This window comes from Pseudomonas sp. ef1 (assembly GCF_007293365.2).
GTDB lineage: Bacteria > Pseudomonadota > Gammaproteobacteria > Pseudomonadales > Pseudomonadaceae > Aquipseudomonas > Aquipseudomonas siliginis.
Map to the genome: position 1 here is coordinate 3,618,361 of NZ_CM129815.1, position 17,382 is coordinate 3,635,742.

Sequence of the window (17,382 nt, forward strand, 5' to 3'; positions counted from 1 at the left end):
ATAGCCAATCCGCTGGGTCCGGAATGCATCGAAGCAGCCCGGACAAGTTTGAGCGATACCCGGATAACGCAGAAGCACTAACGCGACATGGTTTGCTGACCGCTCCATCAAAAAGGAGTGACCATGAACGTTATCCCGCCCAAACCAGTGTCGGCGCTGCCTGCGTCGACCGCTCAGCCGGCAGACCCCGGTCGGTCAGTAAAGCTCATTGCAACGCAAAGCCTGCACGGCGAGTTTCTCGAGACATCGATCCCGCAATGGTTGACCAGCGCTTTGCCGCATCGGCGCGAAGCGCTCAAGGCGGTCCCGACCGCGTTACCGGCCTGGTATCAGCATGCGACGCCGGCCCAACGTAAAACCCTCGACGAGACTTTCAAGGCCAGCGTTATCGCCCAGAACAGTCTCGACAAGAGCATGGCGAAATTCGTGGATGTCGAAACATTCGCCAGGCCGTTATTGATCAAAGCCTTGAAGGACCAATACGCGCTGGAAATCGATGTAGACAAAACCCTGTTATGTTTACGGCGCCCGGTCGAAATGGGTATTCAGAGAACCGTATTGGCCTCGTTCGAGGTTCTCAAGATCACGCTGCTGGAAGCCTCGCTGCACAACTTCGAAGCTGACGAATGCGAGGGGACCTATCATTCGAGCTCCGGTTTTGTTGTGGCGACGCCTGCTGCGGACACATTCAAGCACGTCGACACAGGCCTCACGGTCAGCCAGTTTTTGCACCTTTGCCGCAATCTGGATATCGGCCAGCAATACCAGACATACCTGGAGGGTTTTTTTCATCCGGGGGACGCGGTGGCAGAGGCGGTGCTCAGCGAACGCTTCATCGCCAGCCAGAAGGCAGCGATGCGCGCCGCAGCCGAACAGGCGCTATTGCGCAATGACATCGAGGCGGCAGATCACGCGATGATCCTCTCGGTCATCGACGGCGAAATGCACCCGTGGATGGGGCGCAAGCAAGTCTGGTTCCAGGACCTCGGCCTGATGAAAAAAAGGCTGACCGGGTGCGTGGCTTTCGTCATCTGCGAAAAATACCGTTACACCGATGAACTGATCCTTTACATCCCCAACGACCCGGAACATCCGCTCAAGCGCTACACGTTCGAGCAAATGCGCGAAGAGCTCAAGCGCTTGCTCACCGCACGTGATGCGTCGCAACAGACCAGCGCAGAGCCCACCACCTACCAGCGTTTTTTCAGTCAGTTCCTGCCCTATGATCAGCGCCCGTACTATTTCAGCCAGTTCAGGCAAAAGGCAGCCGACTCAGCGGGCGATGCTTGGGATCTGCTGCGCTCGCCATGGCTGTCGGTGCTTCAGGGCTTGGCCGGCGGTTCAGCCTTTACCCGGATTCAGCAGGTACCACCCGAACGCCAGGTCAAATGGGAGCCAGTGGCGGATCCTTACATCGCGCCGTCAACCGTTGGACGCAAGGGGCGAGGGCTTTGGGCGCTCAACGAGGACTTGTGGCAATACCTTTATGCGCAGAATCGCGCCAAGGTGTTGGCCGACGCGCGAAGCCACGCGGTACCCACTGCCGATGTCGATGCGAACGCACGAGATGCCAAACTGGCCCATCTGATGCAGATCGGCATGCTGGGCTTGAATCTGGTGTCTATGTTCGTGCCTGTGTTGGGTGAAGTGATGATGGTGGTGATGGCCGGGCAATTGCTCTCTGAAACGCTCGAGGGCGCAATTGAATGGGCCGAGGGCGACCGTCGTGCGGCCAAGGATCATTTGATCGATGTGGCAGAAAACCTCGCGCAGATTGCGCTGATGGCAGGTGTGAGCGCGGGAGTGCGGAAAATCGCCAGCGCCCAAGCCGTGCCGGTCATTGAAAGGCTGCATCCGGTGAAGTTGCCCAACGGCGAAACTCGACTGTGGAAACCCGACCTGAAGGCTTACGAGTCCGCTGTCGCGCTGCCAGTCAGTCCTGGTCCGAACAGTGCCGGCCAGCATGTGCTTGACGGCAAAACCTATATTCGCCAGAGCGGCAAGGTCTACGAGCAGTTTTTCGATGAATCGATCGGCAAATGGCGGCTCAGGCATCCGACCGACATCAACGCCTGGCAGCCGGTGCTCGACAGCAATGGACGCGGAGCCTGGCGTCATTCGCTGGAGCGTCCGCAGGATTGGGATCGTCTGACCCTGCTGCGGCGTATTGGCCATGCAACCGAAGCTTTCTCCGATGAACAGCTGATCAAGGCTGCCGATATCAGCGGTGTCAGTGACGCCGCCCTGCGCAAGATGCACATCGATTCTGCGCTACCGCCACCGGAACTGACCCAGGCCATGCGCATGATGCAAGCAGACGGCGACGCGGCGTTGGTCGTTGAGCAGTTGCGCGGGACAAAACCGATCGATGATCTGTACCTCTATGCATTGCCGCTGATCACCGAAATGCCGCGCTGGCCGGAGAACCGGGTGCTGGAAGTCTTCGACGGCGAGCAATTGTCCGGCAAGTCCGTCAGGTATGGCTCCGCGCGGCGGTTTCGCGACGTCGGCGTCAAGCCACCCATTCAGATATCGCGGGCCGATATCTTCAGCGGTGAACTGCCAGCACGTATTCTCGCAGCGCTGGACGAGGCAGAAATCACTTGGCTTCTCGGCGAGCAGGGAGCACGCGTGGGCGATGCCCGACCTGCAGAGTTTGGCAAGCAGATCGCCGAATACGCAGACACCCGCCAGCCGGCGATTTACGACAGCATTTATCTGGGGAGCGACCCCGTTGATCCGCAGGTTGTGCGTTTGCAGAAGGCCTGCCCCGGACTCAGTGAGCCGGCGGCGCAAACGGTGCTGGCCCATGGTCGCCCCGATGATCTTGAGCGGCTCGGCTCAGGGCAACGAGTACCGTTGCGCCTGCTGGAGGAAGCCCGCTGGTACGCGCATCAGAGTCGACAGGTAGCGGCCTATGCCGGTCTGCGTAGCGAAAACGTCGCTTCTGCGGACAGCCGGCGTCTGGCGTTGCACACGCTCGAGCAATTGGCGGGGTGGCCCGACAGTATTCGCATTGAGGTTCGCGAAGGCCATGGCGCCGGCATGCTGCTTGACAGCATCGGCAGTGAAACAGCCGGCGAGAAAAAATACCTGATCAAAAAAGGCGTTCAGTTTCAAGCATTCAACGAACGCGGCGAGGCACTCAACAGCCTGCCTCGCAACGGCGACAACTTTTACTCGTCGATCATGCATGCCCTGCCTGATCACGCGCGCCGCAGCCTCGGTGTGCCTGAGGTCGGGCAGTCTGCCGGGTTGCAAGCAAAGATCATCGATTACGCCGACCAGCACCAGGCAGACGCACCCGCGCTGCTGGCGCCGCAGGTCAAGTGGATAAAGCCGCCGGTGCGGGTGAACGCTACCTTGATCGGTTATCCCGCCAGTGGACGCGGCGCGGGATCGGCACCGAACCTGCTGGCTCATGTGCAGGATCTCTACCCGCAACTGAGCGACGAACTGGCGCACGGCTTCCTACTTGACCAATACCGGGCAGGAAAAGACAACCGCGCCATTTTCGAGCTGTTGCAATCACGTCGGCGTGAGTGGGAACAACTGAAGGCGACGCTGGATGAATGGGCAGGCGCAGCGGCTGCGGCGCCCTGGGAACGCTCCGGAACAAATTACAGGTTTCTCGCCGCGCAAGCGCTGAAAGCCTGCTGGCGCAACGCTTTGTCCACTGGGCTCGCGGGTGCCGATCAGCTGTCGATTCTCACCTACGATCCTCTGCCAGAGCTGACCGCCGACTTTGCTCATGTGCGTGAACTTTCGATTGGTGGTGGGGGCCTGACCGACGCCAATGCTGACGCCTTCCTGGCGCGATTTGCCAACGTCGAAAAGTTATCGCTGGGAGAGCGAGGCAGTCTGTTTGGCGCGTACATGGAGCAGGAGCAGTCATTGACGACCTTGCCCCTGAGCGTGACGCGCATGTCTGGGTTGAAGAAGCTCAAGTTACGAACCCCAGCCAGGGTGATGGCTGCCGATCTGGCGACAAGATTGCGCAGCTTGACCGCCGTTGAGGAGCTTCATCTTGATTTTCCCGGCGGCGCAGGCAGCCCGCTTGACCTGGATCTGGCTCCCCTTGAACGACTGAAGAAACTCAAGATTGAAGCGCCGGGCCTGACGCAGTGGCCGGCTTATGTGGAGCGACTGCCTGAGCTGGAACGTCTGGATCTGACGCAGACCGCCATCGCTTCCCTTCCACAGACCCTCTATGTCGGGCACGAGAAACTCTGGGCTGGTTTGTCCCTGGACTGGTCGAAGTTTTCCCATGAAGCGTTCAAACCTGCTTACGACTACGTGAAAAGCTACATGGGGGAGTGGGGGCATCTGGTTGATCTGGACTCGATGGTCCGCCGCTACTGCGCCGGGGAACTGCAGTTCCTCACAGGCGAGGCCGGCCGTCTCAATCCATTACCTCAGCGCATCATGAGCCTGTGGAACACCCCGGAAACCCGGCTCAAGGCCGTGGAGATTCTACGAGTGGAGCACAGCGCAATTTTCCGCCAGTTCTACGAGGCCACCGCATCCGGAGGATTGCGTAATGCGACGCCGGCAGCACGCTGGCAGACGCCACCCAATGCCCGGGTGGTTCGTGCCCTGGAAAAAAACTGGCGCGCCGCCATACGCAGGCGTTATCGCTTGAATGACGATGTTCGTCCGTTCAATGCGATGGACTGGACATCCGGCAGCGATCTCGACGACGCAAGTGTGTTTGAGCTGGTCGACACCGCTTGGGCGCAGGGCGCGGAGTCGGTCAGTGAGCTGCCGCAATTGCCGGCCGGTACGTTTGCTCATGTGCAAAACGTACGGCTGGACCGGTTGACTGTGCCGATCGAACAGATTCGCGGCTTTCTCCAGGCATTCAGCGGCATCACAAGCCTGGAAATCACCTCCTGCGGATTGAGCCAAGTGCCGGTCCGGCCAGCCGATTTGCCGCAGCTTGCACAGCTGGACCTGTCTTTCAACCGTATTGTCGTGACCCCTGAGGTTCAAGGCCAATTCGACGCGCTGAGCAGTCTGGAACATCTCAATGCCCGGCTCAATCGGCTCGACACATTGGACGTTTCTCGCCTGACCGGGCTGAAGACACTGAATCTTAGCTCAAGCGGGCTCAATGAATGGCCCAAGGGGGCGGAGAACCTGGCGCATTTGCAGGCCTTGGATTTGCGTCATAACACCATCGGTTCGCTCCCCGAACACGTGCTGGCCAACGACGCGGTGCTGCTCAAGACCCGCCTGTTGAACAACCTCTTCAGTGGCAACGGCGAAGCGAGCTTAAGGGCGGCGCAGACACGTATTGAAAAGGCCCTGGGTTTGCCCGACGGCGCTTTGCAACGGTTCGAATCGCAATCGGCATCGTTACTCGCCAGTTCCAGCAGTGCCACGCCTGACACGGCACTGAATCGCGCCGCTCATCTATTGCCGCTGCCATCTGCCATGGCCATTACGCAAGGCGCCGACATGCGCCGTACCGTGGTGGAAATCTTTCCGTCACTTTCGCTTGAAAATGCCCAGGCCAGCGTTGAGCGTTTACGCAATGAGGGTCTGTCCACTGAGCAGATGGTGGGCAGACTGACCCAGTGGCGAGCGAGTAACGAGACGTTGACGCGTGAGTTGAACGGCTGGATCTTCAATCCGGCGCGAGGGTCTGGTGAAAGGGCATCGCCATCTGCAAGGTTCTTCGACGCGACCAGGATCCGCGCTTGCTGGCGGGACGGGCTTACTGGCCATACCGAATCCGCCGGGCGGACGCTGAGACTTTCTGCGAGCGGCATGGGTGATCTACCCGTGTTGTCAAACGTGTTTTCCCATGTGCGAACGCTGGACCTGACCGGGGCAAAATTTTCCGTCGAGAGTTTCAATCTCTTCTGTCCGGCGTTTCCGGAGTTGACCACTCTGATGCTCAATGGCAATGGACTGGTACATCTGCCGGAAGCTGTCGGCAGTCTGAACCGGCTCGAGCGGCTGGAATTGAGTGGTAACCGCCTGGCCGTGGCGCAAAGCGTGTATCAGCACGCGAGCGGGGCGCGGCTGCGCTGGCTCGACCTCAGCCACAATCAGCTGGAAGAGTTCAGCGCCAGAACCTTCAGCCGTCTGGAAACCCTCAACCTCGCCCAGAACGGTCTGGATTTCTGGCCTGAAGGCGTACTTGAACTGGCCCCTCTGCAAAGGCTGGACCTGTCGGGCAACAACATCATGGTCTTCCCGGACCGGCTATTGGGCGGCAATCACGAGGCGCTTGTGGCGGGCACCGATCTGTCGGAAAACTCGCTGTCACTTAACGCATTTGAGCAGATCAGGGACTACAGCTTCGCGCATGGCGCAGGTGATGTGCTCGGCTACACGCCCGAGTCATTGCAGCGTTTGATCGCCGAGCGTATGAGCGACTCGGAAAGCGATACCAGTTCCGAATCGGATTCGGACTCGGGCTCGGGCTCGGGCGCCGATAGCGAGGACGGCGATGATCCGCGTGGCGGAGGTGGTGGGGCTAGCAGGTCCGTGGATGCGCATGCCGCTGTGGAAGCAGCGGAGGTGATTGCCAATCCGGCGCAGAATGTGGCGGCTCCGGCGATGGAAACCTGGATGACCTATACCCCTGCAGATGCGCGTGCAGCGCGGCAAGCGCTATGGCTGCAATTGGCTCGACAGGCCAATCATGAGGCGTTCTTTCATTTGCTCTCGACCTTGCCCGACACCTTGGAGTTCAGGTTTGCCGGCGCCGAACTGACCCATCGGGTCTGGCAGGTGATCCAGGCTGCCACGCAAAGCGCTGAACTGCGCGAGCTGTTGTTCCTCAACGCCGAAACCCACGGCACGTGCCCCGATGGCCGGATCCTGTCGTTCAGCGAACTGGAAACCCGCGTCTATGAGTTCAACGCCCTGCGCGACATTCCGCGGCATCGTCCGTTGCAACGCGGCAGAGCGTTGCTTGATCTGACTCGACGGCTGTTCCGCCTGGAAAGAGTGGATCGATTGGCCGAAGCCGCCGCCAGGAACAAGGATCGCGCGGAAGTCCGCCTGCAATACCGCATCGGCATGACACGCGACTGGCCGGACGACCTGGAGTTGCCGGCGCAACCCGAACACATGTTGTACGCCTCACCGATTCGCGGGCAGCGATTGCTCGACGCGCGAGCCTCGGTTCTCGCGGACGAGGCATCACCGCTGTTTCTGGAAGATCTGATTGCGCGGGACTACTGGATCCGCTATCTGCAGGATCGCCACGTCGCGGCGTTCGAGGCACTCGAGCGCGACGCCACCCAGCGGCACGAAGCGGTCGAGGATGCCTACCCCGATAAAGAAAACAGCAATTATCTGGACGCGATGAGAGTGCTTGAAATCGAAAGGGCGGAGGCGCGTATCGAGAAGCTCAAGGCTTTGACTCGCACAGAACTGGAGCGCTTGGCGTCGCCGGAGGAGGGGGCGCTGCTATCGGCCCCGTCTTCCCCGAAACCCGGACCTTCGTGGCGCCGCGACTGATTGATCGAGCAGACCTGGGAGCAGGGCGCTCCCAGGTCTGCTCGACTCAGCTGTCGTAACCCAGATTCGGCGCCAGCCAACGCTCGGTCACGCTCAGATCCTGTCCCTTGCGTGCGGTGTAGCTTTGCACCTGATCCTTGTCGATCTTGCCCACCGCAAAGTATTGCGCCTGCGGATGGGCAAAGTACCAGCCGCTGACCGCTGCGGCGGGGAACATTGCGTAGTGTTCGGTGAGGAACACGCCACTGCGCCCGGCGCGCATTTCCGCAGCCTCTGGATCGAGCAGGGTGAACAGCGCGGCTTTCTCGGTGTGATCCGGGCAGGCCGGGTAGCCGGGAGCGGGGCGGATGCCACGGTATTGCTCTTTGATCAGTGCATCGTTGTCGAGGGTTTCATCCTTGGCGTAACCCCAATGTTCTTTACGCACTTGCTGGTGCAGCCATTCGGCGCAGGCCTCGGCCAAGCGGTCGGCGAGGGCCTTGACCATGATCGAGTTGTAGTCGTCGCCAGCGTCCTGATAAGCCTTGGCCACTTCTTCGGCGCCGATACCGGCGGTGGTAATGAAGCCGCCGACGTAGTCGGTGACTTCGCTGTCTTTGGGCGCAACGAAGTCGGCGAGGCAGAAGTTCGGTTTGCCGTCGGTCTTGATGATCTGCTGGCGCAAGTGATGCAGCTTGGCCAATGGCTTGCCGTTATCGTCGTACAGCTCGATGTCGTCTTCGTTGACCTGATTGGCCGGCCAGAAACCGAACACCGCACGGGCGCTGATCAGCTTTTCGTCGATCAGCTTGGTGAGCATTTCCCGGGCGTCCTTGTACAGCGCAGTGGCGGCTTCACCGACCACTTCATCTTCGAGGATGCGCGGGAACTTGCCGGCCAGGTCCCAGGAAATGAAGAAAGGCGTCCAGTCGATGTACTCGGCCAGCACGTTCAAATCGATATTGTCGAGCACCTTGCTGCCGGTGAAGGTCGGTACCACTGGCTGATAATTGGCCCAGTCGAATTGCGGCTTCTTGGCGATGGCGGCGGCATAGCTCAGGCGTTCGGTGCGGGCGCTGCGATTGGAAGTGCGCTCGCGCACGTCGATGTATTCCAGGCGCGTCTTCTCGACGAAACCGGCCTTGAGCTCCTTGGACAGCAACTGGGTTGCCACGCCGACGGCGCGCGAGGCGTCGGTCACGTAGACCACGGCATCGTTGCTGTACTTCGGCTCGATCTTCACCGCAGTGTGCGCCTTGGAGGTGGTCGCGCCACCGATCATCAGCGGCAGATGGAAATCCTGACGCTGCATTTCGCGGGCAACGTGAACCATCTCGTCCAGCGACGGCGTGATCAGGCCGGAAAGGCCGATGATGTCGCACTTTTCTTCTTTGGCGACCTGCAGGATCTTCTCGGCCGGGACCATCACGCCGAGGTCGACGATGTCATAGCCGTTGCAACCGAGCACCACGCCGACGATGTTCTTGCCGATGTCGTGCACGTCGCCCTTGACTGTGGCCATGAGGATCTTGCCCTTGGCTTCCGGCTTGTCGCCTTTCTCCAGTTCGATGAACGGGATCAAGTGCGCCACGGCCTGCTTCATCACGCGCGCGGATTTCACCACTTGCGGGAGGAACATTTTGCCGGCGCCGAACAGGTCGCCGACGATGTTCATGCCGGACATCAACGGGCCTTCGATCACTTCGATCGGCCGCGCAAACGACTGGCGGGATTCTTCGGTGTCTTCGACGATGTGCGTCGTAATGCCCTTGACCAGCGCATGTTCCAGACGCTTGTTGACGTCCCAGTTGCGCCATTCTTCGGTCTCGGCTTCCTTGACGCTGCCGTCGCCCTTGTACTTGTCAGCGATGGCGAGGAGGGCGTCGGTGCCGTCCGGGGTGCGATTGAGGATCACGTCTTCGACCGCGTCGCGCAGCTCGACCGGGATCTGATCGTAAATCTCCAGCTGGCCGGCATTGACGATGCCCATGGTCAGCCCGGCGCGGATCGCGTAGAGCAGGAACACCGAGTGAATCGCCTCACGCACCGGGTTGTTGCCACGGAACGAGAACGACACGTTGGACACCCCGCCGGAGCTCAGCGCGTACGGCAGCTCGTCGCGGATGTAGGCGCAGGCATTGATGAAGTCGACGGCGTAGTTGTTGTGCTCTTCGATGCCTGTAGCGACGGCGAAGATGTTCGGGTCGAAGATGATGTCTTCCGGCGGGAAGCCGACTTCGTTGACCAGAATGTCGTAGGAGCGTTTGCAGATTTCCTTTTTGCGCGCTTCGGTGTCGGCCTGGCCGGCTTCGTCGAAGGCCATCACCACCACCGCAGCGCCGTAGCGCTTGCACAGCTTGGCGTGGTGGATGAACTGCTCGACGCCTTCTTTCATGCTGATCGAGTTGACGATGCCCTTGCCCTGGATGCACTTGAGGCCGGCTTCGATGACTTCCCATTTCGACGAGTCGATCATGATTGGCACGCGCGAGATATCCGGTTCGCCGGCGATCAGATTGAGGAAGGTCACCATGGCCTTCTTCGAATCGAGCATGCCCTCGTCCATGTTGATGTCGATGATCTGCGCGCCGGCCTCGACCTGCTGCAGCGCGACTTCGAGGGCTTCGGTGTAGTTGTCTTCACGGATCAGGCGGGCGAATTTTGCCGAACCGGTGATGTTGGTGCGCTCGCCGACGTTGACGAACAGCGAGCTGCGATCAATGGTGAACGGCTCCAGACCCGAAAGGCGGCAGGCCTTGGGAATGTCCGGAATCTGCCGCGGCGCGTAACCGGCCACGGCTTTGGCGATGGCTTCGATGTGCCCCGGTGTGGTACCGCAGCAACCGCCGACGATGTTGAGGAAACCGCTCTGGGCGAACTCTTCGATGACTTTCGCGGTTTGCGACGGCAGTTCGTCGTACTCGCCGAATTCATTGGGCAGGCCGGCGTTCGGGTGCGCCGAAACGTGGGTGCTGGCCTTGTTCGACAGCTCTTCCAGGTACGGGCGCAGTTCGCTGGCGCCGAGGGCGCAGTTCAAACCCACGGAGATCGGCTTGGCGTGAGCCACCGAGTTCCAGAACGCCTCGGTGGTCTGGCCGGACAGGGTTCGACCGGAGGCGTCGGTGATGGTCCCGGAAATCATGATCGGCAATTCGAGGTGCAGCTCTTCGAACACACCTTGTACGGCGAAGATCGCGGCTTTGGCGTTGAGGGTGTCGAAAATGGTTTCGATCAGAATCAGATCGGCGCCGCCCTCGATCAGGCCTTTGGTGGCTTCGGTGTAGTTTTCCACCAACTCATCGAAGGTCACGTTGCGGTAGCCGGGGTTGTTGACGTCGGGCGACAGTGAGCAGGTGCGGCTGGTCGGGCCGAGCACGCCGGCCACGAAGCGCGGCTTGGCCGGGTTTTCGGCGGTCTTGGCGTCGGCAATCTTGCGCGCCAGACGTGCGCCTTCTACGTTTAACTCGTAGGCCAGCTCTTCCATGCCGTAATCGGCCATGGAAATGCGCGTGGCGTTGAAGGTGTTGGTTTCGAGAATGTCGGCGCCGGCGTCCAGGTAGGCTTTTTCGATGCCGCCGATCACGTCCGGACGGGTGATCACCAGCAGGTCGTTGTTGCCCTTGACGTCGCTCGGCCAGTCCGCGAAGCGTTTGCCGCGATAATCCTGCTCTTCGAGCTTGTAGCTCTGGATCATCGTGCCCATCCCGCCGTCGAGAATCAGGATGCGCTCTTTGAGGGCTTGCTTGAGAGCTTGAAGGCGGACGCTGCGATCGGACATGTGGACTACTCGGAAAGACCATTACGAAGGAGCGCGATCATAGCAAACCTGTGCGCTTTTGGAGCATGTGCAGCTTTTGCATGAATATCGCTCATGTTGGTACGAGCGTCATAACGGTAGAATCGCAGCCTTTTTTTATCATCGAGATCAGCAGCATGCCGCACCGCTTCATCAGTTTATGGTTGCTGGTCCTGAGCGGGAGCGTTGCGGCGCAAGATCCTGCCATTTCTTCTTCCATCTCCTACAGCCGAGATATCCAACCGATCTTCACCGAGAAGTGCGTAGCCTGCCATGCGTGCTATGACTCGGCCTGTCAGCTCAATCTCGGCAGTGGCGAAGGCGCCGCCCGTGGCGCGAGCAAGATGCCGGTGTACGACGGCGAACGCACCCAGGCGGCACCGACCACGCGATTGTTTTACGACGCCTTCGGCAAGCGCGCCTGGCAGCAGAAAGACTTCTATTCGGTGCTCGACGCCCAGGGCAGTCAGGCCGCGCTGATGGCGCGGATGCTTGAACTCGGCCACAAGACGCCGCTGACGCCGAACGCCAAGCTGCCAGAAGAGATTGTTCTTGGGCTCAATCGCAACAATCTATGCGCAATGCCTGCGGAGTTCGACGGATATGCCGGCGCGCACCCGAAAGAGGGTATGCCGCTGGCCGTCACCGGTCTGACCGACCAGCAATACCAGACCTTGCAGCGCTGGCTGGCGTCTGGCGCGCCGATTGATGAGCAGAGCCTGGCGCCGACTGCCAAAGAGGCCATGCAGATCCTGCAGTGGGAGAACCTGCTCAATGCTCCCGGTGCTCGGCAAAGTCTGGTCGGGCGCTGGCTGTTCGAGCACTGGTATCTGGCGCACATCTATTTCAAGGACGGCGAGCCGGGGCATTATTTCCAGTGGGTGCGTTCGCGCACGCCGAGCGGCCAGCCGATTGATCTGATCGCCACTCGCCGCCCCAACGACGACCCGGGCACGCAGGTGTATTACCGCTTGTGGCCGGTGCAAGGGGTGATCGTGCACAAGACGCACATCACTTATCCGCTGAGCGCGGCGAAAATGGCCCGGATCAAGAGCCTGTTCTACAGCGGCAACTGGCAGGTCAACGCGTTACCGGGTTACGGGCCGCAGAGCCGTGCCAATCCGTTTGCCACCTTCGAGGCGATTCCGGCGCAGGCGCGCTATCAGTTCATGCTCGATAACGCTGAATACTTCGTCCGCACCTTCATTCGTGGGCCGGTGTGCCGTGGGCAGATCGCGACTGACGTGATCCGCGACAACTTCTGGGCGCTGTTCCAGGCGCCGGAACATGATCTCTATATCACCGACCCGAATTACCGCGGCCAGGCCACGCCGTTGCTGGCGATGCCAGGGCAGAACGACGATGTCGGCAGCGTGCTGAGCCTGTGGCGCGACTACCGCGACAAGCGCAACGAATACGAAGCCTTGCGCCGCGACAGCTACGCCGATCTGCCGGCGCCGAGCTGGTCGACGCTGTGGGCCGGCAACGACAACGCCTTGCTGAGCATTTTCCGCCACTTCGACAGCGCTTCGGTGACCAAGGGGCTGATCGGAGAGGTGCCGCAAACCATGTGGCTGTTCGACTATCCACTGCTCGAGCGCACCTATTATCAGCTCGCAGTCAACTTCGACGTGTTCGGCAACGTCTCCCATCAAGCGCAGACCCGTCTGTATTTCGACCTGATCCGTAACGGCGCCGAGCAGAACTTCCTGCGCCTGATGCCCGCCGACTCACGTGAGGATTACCTCAACGATTGGTACCAGGACGGCGGCCAATTCAAGATGTGGCTCGATTATGAGGCGATCGACGACGACAAACCGACCGCATTGAAGCTCGACGAAAAAGACCCGAAACATGATTTCGCCATGCAGTTGCTGGCGCGCTACGGTGATCTGAACGCGCGGCCAGACCCGATCAATCGTTGCGACGGCGCTTATTGCTCGCGACCGAATATCGATCCGGCGTTGCAGAATGCCGAGCAGGCTTTGAGCCGTCTGGCCTCGCGCCCGGCAGCGGGACTGAAAGTCATCGACCAGATGCCCGAAGCGACCTTGCTGCGTGTCGAAACCGCCAGCGGCAAGCGCGAGGTCTACAGCGTGCTGCGCAACCGCGCCCACAGCAACGTGGCGTTTCTGCTCGGTGAATCGCTGCGCTATCAGTCGGGGCTCGACACCTTGACGATCTATCCGGGCGTACTCACCAGTTACCCGAATTTCATGTTCAACGTCCCGGCCGAGCAGGTGCCGGCGTTTGTCGATGCGATGGAAAACGCCAGGGATGCCAATCGGTTCGAAAAGATCGTCGAGCGCTGGGGCATTCGGCGCAGTCATCCGCAGTTCTGGCTGTATTTCCACGATCTGAGCCAGTACATCCATGAAACCGACCCGGTGGAAGAGGGCGTGCTGGATATGAACCGGTACGAGAATCTTTGAGTATTCGCAGGCGTGTGCCCGGGATTCTTTCCCGACAAAAATACTAGGACTTTGTCAGCCGCGCCGATTGGCGTAAACTGCGCCCACGCCTGCGAGGAGTTTTTATGACCGCTATTACCATTACCGACGCCGCCCATGATTACCTGGCTGATCTGCTCTCCAAGCAGAACACCCCGGGCATCGGCATCCGTGTCTTCATCACCCAGCCTGGTACCCAGTACGCCGAAACCTGCATTGCCTACTGCAAGCCGGGCGAAGAGAAGCCTGAAGATACCGCGCTGGGGCTGAAAAGCTTCACCGCCTACATCGATTCGTTCAGCGAAGCGTTTCTCGATGACGCGGTCGTTGATTACGCCACCGACCGCATGGGCGGCCAGCTGACCATCAAGGCGCCAAATGCCAAAGTGCCGATGGTCAATGCCGACAGCCCGGTCAACGAGCGCATCAACTACTACCTGCAAACCGAGATCAACCCGGGGCTGGCCAGCCACGGCGGTCAGGTCAGCCTGATCGATGTGGTCGAGGACGGCATCGCCGTGTTGCAGTTCGGCGGCGGTTGCCAGGGCTGCGGCCAGGCTGACGTAACCTTGAAGGAAGGCATCGAGCGCACTCTGCTCGAGCGCATTCCTGAGCTCAAGGGCGTTCGCGACGTGACCGACCACACGCAGAAAGAAAACGCCTACTACTAAGGTGTTCGCTGCGAGCATGAAAAACGGCGCCCCGTGAGCGCCGTTTTTTTATGGGCAACTTTTGCCGCCCCATTCGCGAGCAGGCTCGCTGCCACATTGAAATGCAATGACCTGTGGGAGCGAGCCTGCTCGCGAAGGCGTCTTCAAGGCCGATAAAGATGCGCATGCCCGGCGCGATACAACGATGATTCGCCAAACACCTCGCTGCCCAGCACCCTGCCAACCAGAATCAGCGCCGTACGCCGAAAGCCTTTGGCCTCGACCTTGTCGGCAATGTCCGCCAATGTACCTACCACCCAGTCCTGATCCGGCCATGTCGCGCGGTGAATAACGGCAATCGGGCAGTCCGCGCCGTAATGCGGCAGCAGTTCAACCAGTATCTTTTCCAGATGATTGACCCCCAGATGAATGGCCATGGTCGCGCCGTGCTGCGCAAGGCTGGCCAGCTCCTCGCCGGCGGGCATCGCGGTCTTGTCGGCGTAACGGGTCAGGATCACGCTTTGCGAAATGTCCGGCAGAGTGAGCTCTGTGCCCAGCAGCGCTGCGCATGCCGCTGTGGCGGTCACGCCCGGAATGATCTCGAAAGGAATGCTCAGCTCACGCAAGTGGCGGATCTGCTCACCAATCGCGCCGTACAGACTTGGATCTCCTGAATGCACACGGGCCACATCCTGACCTTGGGCATGGGCAGTCCTGATCTGATCGATGATCTGTTCCAGGTGCAGTTCAGCGCTATTGACCACGATTTCGGCCTGATGACCTTCCAGCACCGCGGCGGGTACCAGCGAGCCGGCATAAATGATCACCGGGCAGCTGCGAATCAGCCGTTGGCCTTTGACGGTGATGAGTTCCGGGTCGCCGGGGCCGGCGCCGATGAAGTAGACAGTCATCGTTGAATCCTTGTGAAGAGGCGCAGCCACACTGCAGATGAAGCGTGCTCATGATCGATGGCGGGGATTATCGGGATTTTATGCAGCGCCGGCCAATGCCAGGGTGGCCTGCGCATATTTCTGCCGGGGAATCAGAAGTTTCGCCGGCGCCTGAATCAGTTGCTCGGCCAGCGCCAGCGCGGCGCTTTCCGCCACGCCGTAGCAGCCGGTGCGCTCAAAGGTGATTTGCGATTGATGGCTGAGGCGCTGCTGATAGGGCGCCAGCTCGGCACTGTTGAAATACTGCAGCGGCAGATTCAACTGTGTGGCCAGTTCCAGCAACCCCGGTTCGTCGCGCTTGAGATCGATACTCGCCAGAGCCTTGACCGCTCGCAGTTCGATGCGGTGTGCCTGCAAAGCCTGGTCGAGTAATGCACGCAGCGTACTGGCCGGGCAGCCGCGCTGGCAGCCGAGGCCGACCACGAAGGTCGGCGCTGCGCGGTCATTGGTCATGCCTGATATCGGCCTGCGCTCTTGCGGCGGAACAACCATGCACTGATCAAGCCCAAGGCCAGCCAGAACGCGACGTTGGTCAGCTGCGAAGCGATTTTGAACTGGGTTTCCAGTGCCTCTGGAGCGAGCATCGAATGCACCTGCGGTTGCGGCGCGCCGATCACATGCGGCACGGCGAGAATCGCCACACCGAGAAGCTTCATCAGCCAGTGACGACTGAAGGCGATCAGTGCCAGGCCGACGGCGGTCGAAGCGGCAGTGCCGATCCACCAGATCTGCCGCGAAGCGAGGTCGGCGGCGGCTGTGCCCGGCAACTCAGGAGGCAGGCCCAGGGTCGGCGCAAGAACGAACGTGGCATAACCGGCCAGACCCCAGAGCAGCCCTTGCGAGGTCTTGGTCGGCGCGCGCAAGGTGTACAGGCCGGCGAGCATCAGGGCGAAACCCACCGCCACCACCAGATTACCGCCAGTGGTCGAGACCACACGCTGCCAGCCGTCTTCCGGCTCCCAGGCTTCGCCATCATGGCTGTGGGCGGCGGTGCCGGCGGCGTGTTCGTGGACTTGCGCGACCGGTTCGGATTTCTCGAAGGTTTCGGCCTGCAGAATCAACGGTGATACCCAGAAACTCTGCAGCAGGGTCAGTAGCAGGGCGGCCAGCAAGCCGGTGAAGCCTGCGGTTTGCGCGATACGCTTGATCATTTCGGCAGGCCTCAGTGGCACGGGAACGCGGCGCTGTGGCGGGTATCGTGGGCGGCGTTGTGCACCGCTTCGATGTGCGAGAAACCGGCGAACCAGACCAGGCTGGCGCCGAGGATCGAGGCAAAGAGGGCGGCGGCGACGCGTTGGCCGAGTGTGGTGCTGCTGGAAATGGGGTCAGTGTGGCTGACAGTGTTACTGATGATCGACATAGCGCTTCCCTCTGAAATGTCAGCGGGTAAACAGAGCGCATGAAAATCCCTGCGGGCCGGGCACGCAGGGATTTCGAACAGCGCCCGCCCACCGCGGGTTTGTTTGTGTTCAGCGGCGCTTGCGCGTGCTGGGTGTTGCGGGCCGGTCTCCGGGCTCGCGAGGGGTTGGCTGGTCGCCGACCTGCAAGCATCACCTTCCCATGCCGGGGCACAGTGGATCTGACGCTTCGCTCGCTTACCGTTGCGGGGGCAGCACCGGACTGACATGGCTTTGAGTAAAGCACATGATTCACCGGTTTCCCGTTTCACCCTGTGAGGGGCACCCGTAACAAGGTGTGCAGGAGAACATGGGTTTGGGTTTTTAGTCAATTTCCGGGAGTTTTCGGTACTGCAGTGGGGGTATTTTTCTGATGTTTTTGTGTGTATATCCGTTGCTGCGGGTGTTGCTGATTACGGTTTCGCCCTTACGGCGAGGCACTTTTTCCAAGCGCCGAAAAAGTACCCAAAAAGGCTTGCTCCTACGTTCGGCCCTCGCAGGCTCGGGTTCCTTCGCTGCGGGATCGATCCGGGCGCAGCGGCTCCGGTTTGCTTCGCTGCACCTCCTTCCGCTGTGTTCGACTTCGTCGAACGGTCGCTGTGCTCCCACGCCCGGATCAATCCCTCCACTCAGCCTTCCGACGTCGCCGGTGGATCAAGATCAAGAGCACTCGAGCTAACG

General features: G+C 60.4%; 8 protein-coding genes and 1 riboswitch. Of the genes, 3 read left to right on the plus strand and 5 right to left on the minus strand.

Features of this window, described 5'->3' with window-relative positions:
- Window positions 1–123: 123 nt before the first annotated feature.
- The gene (locus tag FEE99_RS16420) at window positions 124–7,479 is read left to right on the plus strand and encodes an NEL-type E3 ubiquitin ligase domain-containing protein (RefSeq protein WP_081932483.1); all 7,356 of its coding nucleotides are present in this window, start codon (window positions 124–126) and stop codon (window positions 7,477–7,479) included.
- 46 nt (window positions 7,480–7,525) lie between these two features.
- Here FEE99_RS16420 and metH read toward each other — a convergent pair whose 3' ends face one another.
- Entirely contained in the window at window positions 7,526–11,236 is a 3,711-nt protein-coding gene (metH, locus tag FEE99_RS16425) for a methionine synthase (RefSeq protein WP_041478700.1), read from the minus strand.
- A 155-nt stretch (window positions 11,237–11,391) separates the two neighbouring features.
- Between metH and FEE99_RS16430 the strand changes: the two genes are divergently transcribed.
- Both FEE99_RS16430 and nfuA read left to right on the plus strand, forming a co-directional pair.
- A complete protein-coding gene (locus FEE99_RS16430) occupies window positions 11,392–13,686 on the plus strand; it encodes a fatty acid cis/trans isomerase (protein ID WP_041478795.1) in 2,295 nt (764 codons plus the stop codon).
- A gap of 104 nt (window positions 13,687–13,790) precedes the next feature.
- On the plus strand, window positions 13,791–14,375 hold the full coding sequence (gene nfuA / locus FEE99_RS16435) for a Fe-S biogenesis protein NfuA (protein ID WP_003225494.1): 585 nt from the start codon (window positions 13,791–13,793) through the stop codon (window positions 14,373–14,375).
- Between the two features lie 143 nt (window positions 14,376–14,518).
- On the opposite strand, the gene cobM is transcribed toward nfuA, so the two are convergent.
- From cobM to FEE99_RS16455, 4 genes are all read right to left on the minus strand, one after another.
- Window positions 14,519–15,265: a precorrin-4 C(11)-methyltransferase gene (gene cobM / locus FEE99_RS16440; protein WP_041478701.1), complete on the minus strand. Its 747-nt coding sequence runs from the start codon at window positions 15,263–15,265 to the stop codon at window positions 14,519–14,521.
- 78 nt (window positions 15,266–15,343) lie between these two features.
- Window positions 15,344–15,757, minus strand: a complete 414-nt coding sequence (locus FEE99_RS16445; protein WP_041478702.1) for a cobalamin biosynthesis protein — start codon at window positions 15,755–15,757, stop codon at window positions 15,344–15,346.
- Window positions 15,754–16,455, minus strand: coding sequence for a CbtA family protein (locus FEE99_RS16450; RefSeq protein WP_016774485.1), 702 nt, complete (start codon window positions 16,453–16,455; stop codon window positions 15,754–15,756). Before FEE99_RS16450 ends, FEE99_RS16445 begins: the two co-directional genes overlap by 4 nt.
- Before the next feature lie 11 nt (window positions 16,456–16,466).
- On the minus strand, window positions 16,467–16,664 hold the full coding sequence (locus FEE99_RS16455; protein ID WP_041478703.1) for a CbtB domain-containing protein: 198 nt from the start codon (window positions 16,662–16,664) through the stop codon (window positions 16,467–16,469).
- Window positions 16,665–16,787: 123 nt separating this feature from the next.
- A riboswitch (cobalamin riboswitch) is annotated at window positions 16,788–17,006 on the minus strand.
- Window positions 17,007–17,382 lie beyond the last annotated feature (376 nt).

Excerpts from the sequence above, each read along its gene's own strand:
- FEE99_RS16430 (WP_041478795.1), top strand. The coding sequence starts at position 11,392 with ATGCCGCACCGCTTCATCAGTTTATGGTTGCTGGTCCTGAGCGGGAGC.
- nfuA (WP_003225494.1), top strand. The coding sequence starts at position 13,791 with ATGACCGCTATTACCATTACCGACGCCGCCCATGATTACCTGGCTGAT.
- FEE99_RS16445 (WP_041478702.1), bottom strand. The coding sequence starts at position 15,757 with ATGACCAATGACCGCGCAGCGCCGACCTTCGTGGTCGGCCTCGGCTGC.
- metH (WP_041478700.1), bottom strand. The coding sequence starts at position 11,236 with ATGTCCGATCGCAGCGTCCGCCTTCAAGCTCTCAAGCAAGCCCTCAAA.
- FEE99_RS16420 (WP_081932483.1), top strand. The coding sequence starts at position 124 with ATGAACGTTATCCCGCCCAAACCAGTGTCGGCGCTGCCTGCGTCGACC.
- FEE99_RS16455 (WP_041478703.1), bottom strand. The coding sequence starts at position 16,664 with ATGTCGATCATCAGTAACACTGTCAGCCACACTGACCCCATTTCCAGC.
- cobM (WP_041478701.1), bottom strand. The coding sequence starts at position 15,265 with ATGACTGTCTACTTCATCGGCGCCGGCCCCGGCGACCCGGAACTCATC.
- FEE99_RS16450 (WP_016774485.1), bottom strand. The coding sequence starts at position 16,455 with ATGATCAAGCGTATCGCGCAAACCGCAGGCTTCACCGGCTTGCTGGCC.